This is a genomic window from Providencia sp. UF-224 (assembly GCF_058245955.1).
The window spans coordinates 130,478-147,125 of sequence record NZ_JBSICC010000010.1 but is presented as its reverse complement, the minus strand read 5'-3'; the positions used below and the strand labels follow the sequence as shown (position 1 = coordinate 147,125).

General features: G+C 38.2%; 6 protein-coding genes. 2 read left to right on the top strand and 4 right to left on the bottom strand.

What is annotated here, in order from left to right; genetic code table 11:
• Window positions 1-3: 3 nt before the first annotated feature.
• Together AC4IFO_RS11850 and AC4IFO_RS11845 are read left to right on the top strand one after the other, a co-directional pair.
• Window positions 4-3,162, top strand: a complete 3,159-nt coding sequence (locus AC4IFO_RS11850) for an efflux RND transporter permease subunit (RefSeq protein WP_490734599.1) — start codon at window positions 4-6, stop codon at window positions 3,160-3,162.
• Between the two features lie 195 nt (window positions 3,163-3,357).
• The gene (locus AC4IFO_RS11845; protein ID WP_490734597.1) at window positions 3,358-4,296 is read left to right on the top strand and encodes a two-partner secretion domain-containing protein; all 939 of its coding nucleotides are present in this window, start codon (window positions 3,358-3,360) and stop codon (window positions 4,294-4,296) included.
• A 67-nt stretch (window positions 4,297-4,363) separates the two neighbouring features.
• On the opposite strand, the gene AC4IFO_RS11840 is transcribed toward AC4IFO_RS11845, so the two are convergent.
• The 4 genes from AC4IFO_RS11840 to pyrG all read right to left on the bottom strand — a co-directional run bounded on the left by AC4IFO_RS11840 (window position 4,364) and on the right by pyrG (window position 16,099).
• Complete coding sequence (locus AC4IFO_RS11840; RefSeq protein WP_490734595.1) at window positions 4,364-5,749, bottom strand: DASS family sodium-coupled anion symporter; 1,386 nt, start codon at window positions 5,747-5,749, stop codon at window positions 4,364-4,366.
• A 344-nt stretch (window positions 5,750-6,093) separates the two neighbouring features.
• Window positions 6,094-12,888, bottom strand: a complete 6,795-nt coding sequence (locus tag AC4IFO_RS11835) for a TcdA/TcdB pore-forming domain-containing protein (protein ID WP_490734593.1) — start codon at window positions 12,886-12,888, stop codon at window positions 6,094-6,096.
• A gap of 206 nt (window positions 12,889-13,094) precedes the next feature.
• Window positions 13,095-14,396: a phosphopyruvate hydratase gene (gene eno / locus AC4IFO_RS11830; RefSeq protein ID WP_206082943.1), complete on the bottom strand. Its 1,302-nt coding sequence runs from the start codon at window positions 14,394-14,396 to the stop codon at window positions 13,095-13,097.
• Window positions 14,397-14,461: 65 nt separating this feature from the next.
• A complete protein-coding gene (gene pyrG / locus AC4IFO_RS11825) occupies window positions 14,462-16,099 on the bottom strand; it encodes a glutamine hydrolyzing CTP synthase (RefSeq protein WP_490734591.1) in 1,638 nt (545 codons plus the stop codon).
• Between the last annotated feature and the right edge of the window lie 549 nt (window positions 16,100-16,648).

Genomic DNA, 16,648 nt, shown 5'->3' with positions numbered 1-16,648 from the left:
TTAATGCCTAAGTTTTTTATAGAAAGACCAATTTTTGCGTGGGTAATTGCGATTATCACCATGCTTGCTGGTCTGTTGGCAATTATCCAGTTACCTGTTTCTCAGTACCCGACCATCGCACCGCCGGCTGTTTCTATTTCAGCTAACTATCCGGGAGCGGATGCCGAGACGGTACAAAACACAGTAACTCAGGTTATCGAACAGAATATGAACGGTATCGATAACTTGGTATATATGTCATCGAGCAGTGATTCATCAGGTTCTGCAAGCATTACGCTTACTTTTGAAGCAGGAACTGATGGTGATATCGCGCAAGTACAGGTGCAAAACAAATTGCAACTGGCGATGCCATTGCTGCCACAAGAAGTTCAGCAGCAAGGTATTAGTGTCGATAAATCAACAAGTTCGTTCTTAATGGTTGCAGGTTTCGTGTCTAATGATGGCTCAATGGGCCAATATGACATTGCCGACTATGTAGGTTCGAATATTAAAGACCCATTAAGCCGTGTAAATGGTGTGGGTGAAACACAGCTGTTTGGTACCCAATATGCGATGCGTATTTGGTTAAAACCTGAACAACTTGTTAAATACAACATGACGACAACCGATGTCATTAATGCTATCAAGGTTCAAAATAACCAAGTCGCAGCAGGACAGCTCGGTGGTTCACCGTCAATTGCAAACCAACGTTTAAACGTCTCAATCATTGCACAGACACGTTTAAATAGTGCAGAAGAGTTTTCCAATATCTTACTGCGGGTTAACCAAGACGGTTCTCAAGTTCGTATTAAAGATGTTGCTGACGTTCAGTTAGGTGCAGAAAACTACAGTACGATCGCGCGCTTTAACGGAAAACCAGCAGCAGGTATTGGTATCAAACTGGCAACAGGTGCGAACGCGTTAGATACGTCTAACAACGTACGTGCTGCGCTGGAAGAGATGAAACCTTTCTTCCCTCAAGGGTTAGAAATCGTTTATCCATACGATACAACGCCATTTGTTAAAATCTCAATTAACGAGGTTGTTAAAACGTTAGTTGAAGCAATCATGTTGGTTGTTGTGGTTATGTATTTGTTCCTCCAGAACATTCGCGCCACATTAATTCCAACGATTGCCGTTCCAGTTGTCTTGTTGGGGACATTTGCCATCCTATCGGCATTTGGTTACTCAATAAACACCTTGACCATGTTCGCGATGGTACTTGCCATCGGTCTACTCGTCGATGATGCCATCGTTGTTGTAGAGAACGTTGAACGTGTTATGCAAGAAGAAGGCTTATCACCGAAAGAAGCGACCAAAAAATCAATGGGTCAAATCCAAGGTGCGTTAGTCGGTATTGCAATGGTTCTGTCTGCGGTATTCATCCCAATGGCCTTCTTTGGTGGTTCAACAGGGGCAATTTACCGTCAGTTCTCGATTACCATTGTTTCGTCCATGATTCTGTCAGTTCTGGTGGCTATGATTTTAACACCAGCACTGTGTGCGACGATGTTGAAGCCTATTGAGAAAGGCAGCCATGGTAGCCAAAAAGGGTTCTTTGGATGGTTTAACAGAACGTTTGAAAAGCAAGCTCACCACTACACAGACAGTGTAAGCCGCATGCTTAACGGCACAGGTCGTTACCTTGTGATTTACCTGATTTTAGTGGCAGGCATGGCATTTATGTTTGTTCGTTTACCGTCTTCCTTCTTACCAGCAGAAGACCAAGGTGTATTCCTGTCAATGGTTCAATTACCGCCAGGATCAACACAAGAACAAACCCAAGCCGTGCTGGATGAAGTCACTAACTACTACCACACTGACGAAAAAGACAATGTTGAATCTGTCTTTACTGTTGGGGGCTTTAGCTTTGCCGGTCAAGGTCAAAATATGGGTCTTGCCTTCGTCGTTCTGAAAAACTGGAGCGAACGTAAAGGTGATGAAAACCACGTTGATGCAATTGTACAACGCGCAAATATCGCGATGTCCAAGAAGCAAGAAGCACTAATTTACGCCTTTAACCTGCCTGCAATTGTTGAGTTAGGTACCGCAGACGGTTTTGACTTCGAGTTGGTCGATAAAGGTAACTTAGGGCATGACAAACTGATGCAAGCACGTAACCAATTACTTGGTTTAGCGGCTCAACATCCAGAAATGCTCCAAGGTGTTCGTCCAAATGGGCAAGATGATACGTCACAATACCGTATCTACATTGACCAACAAAAAGCACAGGCACAAGGCGTCGCAATCAGCGATATTAACGCAACACTCAGCTCCGTCTTTGGTGGAAGCTATGTGAACGACTTTATCGACCGCGGTCGTGTTAAGAAAGTTTACGTACAAGGTGATGCAGAAAGTCGTATGTTGCCATCAGATATCAGCAACCTGTATGTTCGTAATAACCAAGGTAAAATGGTTCCATTCTCTGCATTCTTAGATGAATCCAAAGACCCTTGGAAGTTTGGTTCACCACGTTTAGAGCGTTATAACGGTGTACCAGCGATGAACATTCAAGGCCAAGCAGCACCAGGTCAAAGTACCGGTGATGCGATGCTATTGATGGAAAAACTAACAACTGAAAACCTACCGGAAGGTATTGGTTATGAGTGGACGGGTATGTCCTATCAAGAACGCTTAGCAGGTAACCAAGCCCCTGCTCTGTACGCGATTTCCTTGATAGTGGTATTCCTCTGCCTGGCAGCACTTTATGAAAGCTGGTCAGTACCATTCTCCGTTATGTTAGTCGTTCCACTGGGTATTATCGGCGCATTACTCTTTACCAGCGTCCGTGGTTTAGATAATGACGTTTACTTTAAGGTCGGCCTGTTAACAACCATTGGGCTCTCGGCGAAAAACGCAATCTTGATTGTTGAATTCGCCAAAGACTTAATGGAAAAAGAAGGTAAAGGGTTAGTTGAAGCAACGCTGAATGCCGTTAAGATGCGTTTACGACCAATCCTGATGACATCATTGGCATTTATGTTAGGTGTTATCCCGCTAGTGTTTAGTAATGGTGCAGGTTCTGCATCTCAGAACTCAGTAGGTACAGGTGTTCTGGGTGGTATGTTCGCCGCAACCTCACTGGCTATCTTCTTTGTTCCCGTCTTCTTTGTGGTGATCCGTCGCCGCTTCTCTAAGAAGTCTGAAGATATTGAACACAGCCATCCACCAACAGCACACTAATTGCTGATAAGTGACCTAAATAATGGGAGCCACAGAAATGTGGCTCTTTTTTTATCCTTATCCTTAACCCAACACAGTTACCCTGTTTTGATTGTTTCTATCAATCCCATACTATTTTTTGATTGCTTTGAAAAATGCATTACCCCTTATACTCGTTAGCGATGAAGGGATTTTTTAATAGCAGGGAGCTGATAAATGAAATCAATAGCGGCACAAACAATTACGGTCATTTTCTTATTTTCACCACCTATCACTAATGCAAATGAAATCAGCATTGATAAAGCCAAAATCATCAATATCAATGCTCCACTAAAAAACCATATTTCATTCAATACATTTGAAGCGTTATCTTCAAATGAACATGGTTTAATTTTTAATAATGACATAGCCAGTAATAACAACCTGAGTGATAGGGCAGCCAAGTTAATACTAGCTGAAGTGACAGGCACCGAAGAAACGCAAATTCAAGGGATATTGGGTATCAAGGGGCAACGTGCAAACCTGGTTATTGCAAACCCAAATGGTATCTCGTGGAAAAAAGGCGCGATAAATAATATCAATAGTCTGTCTTTAATTGCAGGGAAACTAGAACAACAATACAGTAGAAATAAAGAAAATAAGAAACAACTCGACCCTAAAAAACAGGAGGATTATAGCAACCTTAAATTTTCAACCCAACCGGCTGGGCTCGTCAGCATAAGCCAACAACAAGGCAATCCAATTCAACTATCTAAAATGAATGTTTTTGCCGATCAAATAAAACTGCAAAACAACCTCAATATCAATGCTGCCTTGCAAAACTACATAAGTTCATCAGGCAGTGGAACACTTTCTCCCAGTGAAGGTGTGGTAAAACTCGGCACTAAATTCAAAACTGATATCCCTTATTTTCAAGGAAATCACTTTGAATTAAGTGAACAAGCGAAATTAACAGGGCACACCGTTATGTTAGAAAGTCATCAATATCAATGTAATAATGATTTTCTTTGCCCACAAAATAAAATCGATATACAGGGAATAATTAAAGCGATGAATTTTTCGTTGCGTGGCAACAGTGAAATTACATTTACAGATACAGGAGTTATTCAGATAGGGAAAAATCAACAAGCACTTGTCGCACGCCCCTCACAATAATATCGAAATGCAGCACAACAATGTAAAGCGGCCTCAAAAGAAGAGGCCGTAAGGTATATTTTTTGAATTACATCCAGAAGAACCAAGCAAATAATGAAATCACAATGATACAAGCGACATTCAGTACCGCTCCGACTCTCACCATTTCTATTTGACGAATATACCCCGAACCAAACACTATCGCATTTGGCGGTGTTGCTACAGGCAACATAAAGGCACACGATGCACCAATACCAATAATCATTGTCAGTACGATCACTGGCATCCCTAACGCTTCAGCTACTGTTGCAAAAATAGGGACTAATAATGCAGCACTCGCTGTATTACTGGTGAATTCTGTCAAAATAATGATAAACGTTGTTACCGCTAAAATGATAACAAACCAATGGCTTTGACCAAATGTCAGCTGCATCCAATCCGCCATAATTTTACTTGCACCAGAAGAGCTTAAAATTGCACTCAGTGTTAGACCACCACCGAATAACATCAATACGCCCCACTCTGTATTTTTTTGAATCTGAGACCAGCTTGCGACACCCGTAACACAAATGAGGATTGCGGCACTCATCGCAATGATAGTATCTAAATCTTTTACACCACCGAACGCGTCACTGATGAAAGTACTGGTGATCCAACAAACTACAGCTAACAAAAATATGACCATTGCAGTAATACGCTTGCTGTTCCATTGAACATGCTCTAATTCAATTTCAAAGCGATGTTTAAGGTTTGGGCGCAGCATCATGTACATTAAAACAAACATCATTGGTAATAAGACAACCATAATTGGAATGCCATATTTCATCCAAGAGAGAAAATCTAAACCTAAAGCAGAAGCCGCAATGGCATTTGGAGGACTACCAACAATCGTCCCTAATCCACCAATACTTGCACTATAAGCAACACCAAGTAATACAAACACAAAGGTATTGCGTTCATGGCGCACATCAAGATTAGATAAAATACCGAGTACAAGCGGTAACATCATTGCCGCTGTTGCTGTGTTACTGATCCACATTGATAAGCCTGCTGTGACACCGAATAGCAATAATACGGCTACAGAAAGGCGCCCACGCGCTGCCATTAATAAGCGATTGGCTATAAGCCTATCTAGACCTTGAATATGTAAAGCCGTTGCTAACGCAAATCCCCCAAAAAATAAGAAAATAATTGGGTTTGCAAAGGATTTAAGTGCATCCCCTGTATTCATGAGCCCTAGGACTACCGCTAAAATAGGAATACAGAGCGCTGTCACTGTGACGTGTATAGCTTCAGTTAACCAAAGTACACCTATGAAGACCATCATTGCTAAACCTGCATTCGCTTTTTCATCAAAGGGCAGGTATTTCAAAAGTACAATTAGAAGCACAATATCAATTGCTAAAATAATCCAACCACGCTTATTTGCGGGAGTAGGACTTACTGCCGGCGTCAAAGATTCAGAAGCATCCATGTAAAACTCCATAGCTCGGAAGCAAATTGTTTTCGAGTATTATTGTTAATATTTATTTACGAGGTCTGAAATATAGAGTTAATTGAATGGAATGAAAATGTGTTGTAGCCAAAAGTGCGATCTATACCGTGTAATTTTCTAGTAATTAACATGAACTCCAAAAATCCGAACTATTAAATCGTAAAAAACGAAGAATTAAATGTCAACATAATAGTTAAAAGCAACATAAACAACCATTTCACATTCAAAATATAAAAGCATAACCAACTGATTTTTATTAAAATAAACCAACTCCTTCTCAGTACTATTTATTAATATAAAAATCAGTTAGAAATCATTTATCTTTACTTTTCTTTTTTAGCGGGTAAAAGCGGTGGCATTAAACTCAATACACGTTCTGAAGGAAAAAAAGCAACAGAGTCTTGTTGAGATAATTCCGTATCAAAATTAAACGCTGTTATTTTTTCAATAATTAATTGAGTTTGCTGCTCACTCTGTGAAATAACACCACCTTGTTGTATATTAAATAAGCCTTCTGATTGTATTGTGCCACTGGTAAATTCGCTTAGACTCATTGAGTATGATTGATTGTGCATCCTTATATTCAAATGGTTATGCGTTTTAGATTGTTCACCAAATACCTGCCTGATAATTAATGACGTCGATGAGTGCATATCAAAAATAACTAAATCATCATTCTGCCGAAGTGTCATAAGCGATTGGCGATTTAATGGGGGTAAAATAAGCAAATCCTCTTTTTCATCATAGCTGTCATTGTCAATAATAATCGTTTGGTAATTTAACCAAGCCTCTTGGGTAATTAAATAGCTATCTTGCCCTTCCCCGCCACTTAAAATGATATTTTTCACATTTTTTATTATTGATGGGCTCAAAATATCATGTTCTTTCCCACCTTTAATAATCAAAGATGAACTTAGATGATTAGGATTAATAGATTGGCTATTTACCAGATCAATGTAAAATATTTCTCCACTTCCAGCAGACATTAATAAACCATCAGCGACCCGTTCGACTTTGTTAAATTGATAATTAGGGTAAAGATCAATGATGGCAGGTAAATCAGCAGGGTTATTCAATGTTGAGCCCTCAGCAAATGCAGCAATTAATTCTTTTTCTGTAGCAAAATATTGCTCATACAATTTTTGTTGCTTTTTATCAAAGATTAACCCTCCTGAACGAGTTGCATTCATACCTAAAAATTGCAGTTCATTTTCTGATGAAAGTTGATGTGCAATGATTATTTTTCCTTGAATACTCCAAGCTGGGAGTATTTTTCCATTATCAACACTTTTAATACCTAGTAATGCAATAACTGGTTTATCTCGATAAACATATTCTAAGTCTCGCCACCAGTACGCATGATCCTTAAACCATTTGTCATTCAATGCAACAATGGATGAATTTCCATTTGCACTTAACTGGCTAACAACACCAAAGCTATCGATAAGTAGCAAATTCCCTTTCCATGTAAATACACTCTCTAAATTTGGAGTGTACATAAACCATGCTGAAGGTTTAATCACATTTAAGACATCTTGCCCAGCACCTTCTTGTCGATAAAGTGATTTTTGTTTATCACTATAAAAGTAAAAAACTTCAGTACCGTCACTATCAAACAATGAAGTCACTAAATGTAAGTCTTCGGGAATTGCCCAGTGGCTTTGCTTCAAAGTACGATCAACAGGAAAATGGCCAAACCCTAATGATGCCGATAGGTTAGGCTTAATCAGTTTATTATCTTGCGGCCTGATCCAGTAGCGATGTTGCGTTTGATTATGGTCATTTCCAGATATCATCACTAAGCTTGCTAAGTTTGAGCCCTTCAAACCGGGTGTTGCAATATTATTCTTATTATCAATTAAATAATTTTTTAAAATTTCCTCTGGCTCAACTTCCTCTAATTGAGTATGTGTACTGGCTAAATATACGAGTGTTTCAGGCGTTGAAACGATACTCACTAATTCAATATTATTTTCTACAATTTGATAATTTGCCACCTCAAATGAGTCTTGATAGCGGCAAGAAAAATAAATGGTATTTTCTCCTGGCCAAACTTTTAAAATTTCCAAATTACGAGCCATTTTATTTTCTAACCGGTATTCAAAAAGAATATTCCCATTATTAAGATCCGTAACCCAAATTAAAGGAGATTCTAATGAATAAAAAATAGCCTTATCATTTCTAACACCTGCTAATAACGCATCTTTTTTCTCTGTTTCAATTGAATGTGTAAATATTATTTTTTCTGTTTTTACATCAAAATAGGCTCGTCCTACATTATTTCCATGGTGTTGATAATTTTCAATAATAACATACTGCTGATGTGATTTTTGTTCTTGGAATAAGGTATGTAAGTATTCTTCAAAGCCTTTGATATTATCTTTCCATACTTCCTCATCAACACTCACCGTTTTAATTGATTTTGTCTTGAGTTCTATCTCGTTTACTTCATTGTTATTTTTAATAATATAATATTTACTTTCGGGATTTTTATTCTCGATGTAAATATCCACATCCCCGACTCTAACTCTGTCATCAAAAATTTGAATGCGCCCATTTCCGATTTCTTTTGAATTAATAAACCATTGAGATGGAGTTTGAGTAACTGGGCTATCTGATAATAATATTTTAACTCCCTCATTAATATTAACTGTGTACTGGCCTCCACTACCTTCCAATTTATAATCAATAAAACCCCGCCATTCTTTTGGCAAATTTGGTATAATTAAATTACGTTTTTTATTATCTAATTTAATAGTTATAGGGGTATTGACATACTCATGATAAATGTGAGTAATTATATTTTCACTTGGAAAAATATAAAAATCATAATCAAAATTATCACCTTGCTCTAATCTACGGATAACATCAAAACCGTTGTCATGCCTTGTTGTTGCGCCTGGCCATAAATTATAATCATATTTTATATATGATTTTGGCGTGATCGGCAAAAAAAGGCTTTCTTGTGAAGAAAAATCTACAGTGTGATTACTATTTGCATAGCCTATTCCAGCACGAATATTAATTGCTTGCTGCCTATCATGCACCATAGTTGGAAAATTACCTGCCCAAAAAAGATAATTCTTCCGCCCCCCTCCCGACGATTTCTCACTTGTACGGTAAATATATTGGCTATCAAATTCAATTTGATTGGTTTGTAAATCTATCGTTTTAAACACCGCACCAAATTTAGGTATTAAAACGGTCCTATCTTTCGAATATTCATACCCATTGCCTTGGTATGCATTATCCAAAGCGCTAAAATACAAACCAACCGCTTTGGCATCTTCGCCAATAATCGCAAAATTACGCGCAAGTGCTGTGAATCCAATACCAAGCCCTGCAACAATAACACCTATTCCACCTAAAGAGGCTGATGCCGTCGAATAACCAAAAGCATCTGCGCCTATAGCTACACTACTTGTCAAAAAACTAGCTGAATCAAAAGCCAATTGTGTTCCAAATGTAATTGTTTGTGGTTCGTTTTCAGCTTGCGTTATTTCGTAAACATCAAACCCAATTAAAGCTCCATTAAAAAATGTTGATAGACCTTCATTTGCAACTTTAGCCAGTGAAGATGAAAAAATAGTCATTGAGGATGCCACAGATTTATTCTGGTACCTCAGTGCTGTTTTAACAAGCTCTGCCATATGAGCAACATCTTTTGCGGTACTATGGGCGATTAATGCATAGTTAAGATAAGTGTGAATTTTTAAAGCCATCGCTAGATTTGATGTATCTGAAGTCTCTGTGTTTACATTCCGATTTCTATCTTCCACCCATTGAATGATAGATTGAATCGCAATGCCTGCATTCAAACCATCAATAGAATCACCTTCAGCACTTTCAGGCTTTAATTTAAACTCCTCTTCGATAAGGTGGTAATAACGACCAAACTCCATCATTTTATCTAAGCTATATTGGTGAAAATCTTTAAATGTTTTATCCGTTGTTTCAACCCACCGCGTCAAGCTTGGATCATCTAAATGGATAAGTTGAAGACGATAATGGCCCTCTTTGACTTCTTCTACATTATAAAATAAAGGAAGCCATCGACCATCAAGTTCGTTTTCTACCGATAATTTAAATGTTGCTTCATGGATTTTCTCTGCCCACTGATTAGCATCTAAGATCATTAATGACCTTTTTAATTGCAAATCTTGGTATATTTCATCTTGGTTTTTTAATATTAATCTTGCTTTATTCTGCCTAGTTTCTATTGTTGTAAGATCATCATTTTCACTTAAATTTTCAACTGTAAGCTGGCTACCTATTGGGACACGCCCCATTTTATTGGTATCAATATAAACGAGATTAAAGGCAGGTTTCCCATCTATTTCAAACGCGGAATAATATGGTGCAAATTTTTTTTCAATAAAAAACTTTCTCACTGCCTCAAACAGACTTTGGTTATCATCAAATGCAAAAACACCAAAATTAGGATCATAAAAATAGTAAGTTTTCTTCCCTTTTTCTATTTTTTTGCCCAACATCATTGAGTGATTGTTACTATTTAATGCAAACATCATTGTTTCATCACGAACATCTAATATCTCTTGAATCTTATTAAGTCCCATTTTTCCGTAGGAAAAAGAAGCCTCTACAGCATCAGTATTTGAGTGTAAGTTTTTCAGTCCCTCTTTTAAGAAAATAGAGTTTTTATCATCTGGATTTGCAGCTGCGACATAGAGTTTATCAATGAGTTTACCTGCGCCATTTTGCCCATCTTTTGCCAATGCAACAGACATTGCTCTAACGAGAGGATAACAGCGCCCACCGGATTCACTTTTAATAACAGATAAATAAAAATCCTGTGGTATTAGTCGGTTCGCTTTGCTGCCATTTTCATAAAAAAACTCGCTAATTTTTCCCGTTTCGGTAAGAATTTTATCAATATATTCGGCATAACCAGCATCTTGAATCAACCGATATAATGCACCTCTTTCTTTTGCAGAAAGCTCAGCTATCACATATCGTTTTTTTAACTCCCAAGATGTTGATGTACTATCAATCCCTTTAACCACAATATCATTATAATTTTTTATTCCCTCATTAAACTCATGCCTAAATTCACTGTTTTTTGATGTTTTATGTAAATATAATAAATTTTCATAGCGTTCAACTATCGTTAGTCGACCATGTTCATCCGCCTTAGATGATGAAGCTCCTGACTTATTTCCTCGAACAACGAAATCCATACCTTTATCTTGCTTAAGTTGTTGCAAATAAAAAGCATATTCAACTTCAAGCAAATTTGAATATATTTCATTAAATTGCTTATTTTTTATGATATCAAGAACCTGATTAACATCCATCGCCGCTTTCATGTCAGCAATAATGTTTTCATCATTGGTTCTCTTCAAGTCTGATTCTATACTTTGAATTCTATTTTTTAACTCATCCGAACTCGCTTGAACTTTTCTTTTTACTTCATTAGCCAGATTTAGCCAATGAATAGAGTTAGTTGGGTTTTTATCTGACGTTGAATATTCTTCTGCTGTAGAAATATAGACATCTAACTTTTTCGAAAAAATGTTTAATTTTTCATGTATATTATTTCGATAAAGATTAAACTCAGCTTTTTTCTCATCTAAAGAATAATCTCCAGCTGATTTAACCTTAACATTATTAGGTTCAAAAATAACCCCTTCATTATTATTTCTGTTTTGAATGACTATTTTCCAGCCTTCATCAAAATATAAAAAAACCAAATTATTATTGCTAAACTCATTCTTATAATCTTGTTCATCTACCGCCATGACAACATTATCGTAAAGTAAGGAACTATTATAGCGAGCGTCATAATAAACCCTGTACTTCTCAGCATTTAGTTCCGTCACGATAACCGAGCCTTTTTTAACCTCGCTTAAAAATAAAAAAACGTTATCAGGTGCGGTCTTTTTTATATCAATATAATTAGAGAAGCCCTTATCAGATTCCTTCAAACTGGTATCTAAGAAGTCACTATTGAGTGCATATGAAAGGTCTGGACGGTAGGTTTCATCAACATACTTTATTTCATATTCAGATTCTTCATTACGGTAAAATACAACTTTTCCACTTTCAGGTATTTCTTTTATATCGTTAAGGTAACTCGCATTAATTTTATATGCATAGCAAAATTGTTCGGGATTTAATACAAATTGCTGTATATCTCGACTTGGCTGTATTGTGCTTAATTCTTGGTCCGGGCTATTTAATCCTGTTAGCAAAAATCGGTCTCTAATGGTTTGAGAAATAAGTGCAGGGTCTTTAGGGTCATAGCCAAAGCGTTGTAATGTTCTTGGTAATGTGTTTTTCAACTTTTCACCTGTAAGCAACGACTCAGTAGTGGCTTTCGCCATTATCAGTGCCCTTGATTCCCCATGGCTGCTTGATTGCCCCTCGACTGTCTCTGAGTAGGAAATCCCTGTCGTTAGCCTTTTCATACCCGCTGGTGTATGCCCAATGAGTGCATCTGAAGGTAAGAGTAATTTCAATTGCTGGCTCACTTCTTTCGCTGATTCAATATTCGCTTCTGACAAATAAATAACCGCTTGATCAGTTCGACTGCCTAATTTTCTGGGCCCCATAATTTTAGCTTGAGTAACTCTTTTTTGTGGGTCATTGTCATATAACTTAATTAACGCATCAGCTAAATTATTATAGTTTTTTTTGTTCACATTGACGGTTAATCGAGCCATTAATTTAGAACTATGCAAATAACGTTGCCGAGAGTCTTTTGGTAAAATACGATATGCACTTGCATTTAACAGCTGCTCTTGATTTAATTTAAAAAAAGATTCTTCATTTTGCCCTTGAACCTTAATATTAACCTTTTTTCTAACCATTGAATTTAGAGTTAATTGAAAGTTTTCTAGAAATAATTTTCTTTCTTCAAGATTTAACCTAGATGCTTCTGATGGTGTGTCATTACTGTATAAATGGTAAATAATATCTGTGATTTTATCTTCGATATATTTCTTTTTTGCTCTTAGTGTTGGGTCCCAATTAAAGTTATTATTCTTATAAGCAACTTTAATCTCTCTAACTAAATCTATAATTTCCTGATCAATTTTTGCTTTATCCCTTCCCAATCTTGAAATTGCGAGCAATGATTTATAACATTCCGTTTCCATAGTTTTATCCTTTAATATTAATTTCCACTAGTTACAAACATCTTATTACTATCATAAAAAATAGAATTTATTACGTTAGTTCTAATGAAAAATAAAATTTTAAGATAAACTTTTAAATAAAAAGATTAATATTTTTATTATTTATTTTATATAAAAAAACGGGAAGCTTTCGCCTCCCGTTTCAGTCAGTTTGCTAAGCAATTAAATTATGCTTGGCCTTTAACTTCTTTTAAGCCGTTGAATGGTGCGCTGTTACCCAGAGCTTCTTCGATACGGATTAATTGGTTGTATTTAGCAACACGGTCAGAACGGCTCATAGAACCCGTTTTGATTTGGCCCGCTGCAGTACCAACCGCTAAGTCAGCGATAGTTGCATCTTCAGTTTCGCCTGAACGGTGAGAGATAACAGCAGTGTAGCCAGCATCTTTCGCCATTTTAATTGCAGCCAGAGTTTCAGTTAAAGAACCGATCTGGTTGAATTTAATCAGGATAGAGTTAGCGATGCCTTTATCGATACCTTCTTTCAGGATCTTAGTGTTAGTTACAAACAGGTCGTCACCAACCAGTTGGATTTTGTCACCAAGAACTTTAGTTTGGTATGCGAAACCATCCCAGTCAGATTCATTCAGGCCATCTTCGATAGACACGATTGGGTACTGTTTAGTCAGTTCTTCTAAGTAATGGGTGAACTCTTGTGAAGTAAAGGTTTTACCTTCGCCTTTCAGTTCATAGTTACCTGTTTCTGCGTTGAAGAACTCAGATGCTGCACAGTCCATCGCTAAAGTTACGTCTTTACCTAATACATAGCCCGCTTGCTCAACCGCTTCTTTGATAGCGGCTAATGCTGCTGCGTTAGATTCTAAGTTAGGTGCATAACCACCCTCATCACCAACAGCGGTGTTCATACCTTTAGATTTCAGTACTTTCGCTAAGTGATGGAAAATTTCAGAACCCATGCGAACCGCTTCTTTCAGAGTCGGAGCGCCAACAGGTTGGATCATAAACTCTTGGATATCAACGTTGTTATCTGCGTGCTCACCACCGTTGATGATGTTCATCATTGGCAGAGGCATAGAATATTGGCCGTGAGTTCCGTTCAGGTCAGAAATATGCTCATACAGAGGCATACCTTTTGCCGCTGCTGCTGCTTTTGCGTTTGCTAAAGAAACAGCCAGAATTGCGTTCGCACCAAATTTAGATTTGTTTTCAGTGCCATCAAGGTCAATCATGATTTTATCGATGTTTGCTTGATCTTTTGCATCTTTACCGATTAAGGCTTCTGCGATTGGGCCATTAACTGCACCAACAGCTTTCAGAACACCTTTACCCAGGAAACGTGCTTTATCACCGTCACGCAGTTCCAGAGCTTCACGAGAACCTGTAGATGCACCTGATGGTGCAGCTGCTAAACCAACAAATCCACCTTCTAAGTGAACTTCAGCTTCAACAGTTGGGTTACCACGAGAGTCAATGATTTCACGGCCGATCACTTTAACAATTTTGGACATTAGGTTTTCCTCAGTACAAGTTAAATTTCGGGAAGTTGGTGCCATTGCGCCGACTTCCCCATATCTTATTTCAACTCACCTTTCTGGTACTTACCAGCGGCTTTAACAAAACCTGCAAATAACGGGTGACCATCTCTTGGGGTCGAAGTGAACTCTGGGTGGAATTGGCAAGCCACAAACCAAGGGTGATTTGGGTTTTCGATAATTTCCACCAGCTTGTTATCTACTGAACGACCTGCAATTTTCAGGCCCGCATCTTCGATGCGTTTCAGTAATAAATTATTCACTTCATAACGGTGACGGTGACGTTCAACGATAGTATCAGAACCATACATATCACGAACTAAGCTGCCATTCACTAAATGACACGGCTGGCCACCAACACGCATTGTACCGCCAAGGTCGCTCTCTTCAGAACGCACTTCAACGTTACCCTCTTCATCACGCCATTCTGTAATCAGCGCAACAACTGGGAATTTACAATCTGCTTTGAATTCTGTTGAATTTGCATCTGCCATGTTGGCAACATTACGTGCAAATTCAATCAGAGCAACTTGCATACCCAAACAAATACCTAAATAAGGAATTTTGTTCTCACGTGCATATTGTGCCGTCAGAATTTTCCCTTCAACACCACGCTCACCAAAACCACCTGGGACTAAAATTGCGTCCAGACCTTTCAGTAATTCAACACCGCGCGTTTCGATATCTTGCGAATCGATTAACTTGATATTCACTGTTAAACGGTTTTTCAAGCCACCGTGTTTCAGTGCTTCGATAACAGATTTATATGCATCTGGTAGCTCAACGTATTTACCTACCATCCCGATGGTGACTTCACCCGCTGGATTAGCTTCTTCGTAAATAACTTGTTCCCACTCGGACAGATTCGCCTCTGGCACATCGATACGGAAACGGCTACAGATGTATTCATCCAAACCTTGGGATTTTAACAAAGCTGGGATTTTATAAATAGAATCAACGTCTTTCAGTGAGATAACTGCTTTTTCTGGCACATTACAGAATAACGCGATTTTCGCACGTTCATTTGCAGGGATCACACGGTCTGAACGACAAATTAATACATCAGGTTGAATACCAATGGACAGCAACTCTTTCACAGAATGTTGCGTTGGTTTGGTTTTCACTTCACCTGCAGCTGCAAGGTATGGCACTAAGGTTAAGTGCAAGTATAGTGTGCGTTCACGACCCACTTCCGCCGCCATTTGACGAATCGCTTCTAAGAATGGCAGAGATTCGATATCACCGACAGTTCCGCCAACTTCAACGAGAACAACATCATGACCTTCACCACCACGGATGATACGGTCTTTGATTTCATTAGTGATATGAGGGATAACTTGAATGGTAGCGCCTAAGTAGTCGCCACGGCGCTCTTTGCGCAGAACTTCAGAGTAGACACGGCCTGTCGTAAAGTTATTACGACGTGTCATTTTAGTACGGATGAAACGCTCATAATGACCCAAATCTAAGTCAGTTTCAGCGCCGTCTTCTGTAACGAAAACTTCCCCGTGTTGGGTTGGGCTCATTGTACCTGGGTCTACGTTGATGTAGGGATCCAGTTTCATAATGGTTACATTGAGTCCACGGGCTTCGAGTATAGCCGCCAACGAGGCTGCGGCAATGCCTTTACCCAGAGAGGATACGACCCCGCCGGTCACAAAAATATAGTTAGTTTTCATGCTGAACCTGAAAGTTTAGGTTTAAAAGATGATGGATATAACAGGACGGGAAAACAGTATACCCGAACCTTAATTTCGCTACAAATGTTCTAAGCATAATAAGGCTAAATTTCATCAATACTCTAATATTATCAGCAAGTTAAAAACGAAAATTATTTATCGCTTCAAAAATAGTCATCTGCGTCTGTTTTTATACATTAACACAGTTTAAAGGCAAAAGCTAAATCCTTTCAGCTCATTCTATAGCGTAAAAAATGCGATTCTGCACTAAGTTTGATTTTGAATAACTATTTACTCTATCACAAGGCATTTAACGCCCAAAAGTGCCACGTTATTCATTGTTTTTGAAGCTTTGTTTGGCGCTGTTGAATAAGGTACTTTTAGAGTAAACCAACAATATCCAAATCTTAAAACGACAAATAGTTTCAATACTTACATGTAATAGCTCTAAATAGTTCGCATTACAGCTAGGCAGCAAGAGAGAATATCTCGGGGAGCATACATAAGTATGTGACCCATGTAGCCGAACGCAGCCAACAACGCTGTAGT

Coding starts and splice junctions, on each gene's coding strand:
- AC4IFO_RS11845 (WP_490734597.1), top strand. CDS start 3,358: ATGAAATCAATAGCGGCACAAACAATTACGGTCATTTTCTTATTTTCA.
- eno (WP_206082943.1), bottom strand. CDS start 14,396: ATGTCCAAAATTGTTAAAGTGATCGGCCGTGAAATCATTGACTCTCGT.
- pyrG (WP_490734591.1), bottom strand. CDS start 16,099: ATGAAAACTAACTATATTTTTGTGACCGGCGGGGTCGTATCCTCTCTG.
- AC4IFO_RS11840 (WP_490734595.1), bottom strand. CDS start 5,749: ATGGATGCTTCTGAATCTTTGACGCCGGCAGTAAGTCCTACTCCCGCA.
- AC4IFO_RS11835 (WP_490734593.1), bottom strand. CDS start 12,888: ATGGAAACGGAATGTTATAAATCATTGCTCGCAATTTCAAGATTGGGA.
- AC4IFO_RS11850 (WP_490734599.1), top strand. CDS start 4: ATGCCTAAGTTTTTTATAGAAAGACCAATTTTTGCGTGGGTAATTGCG.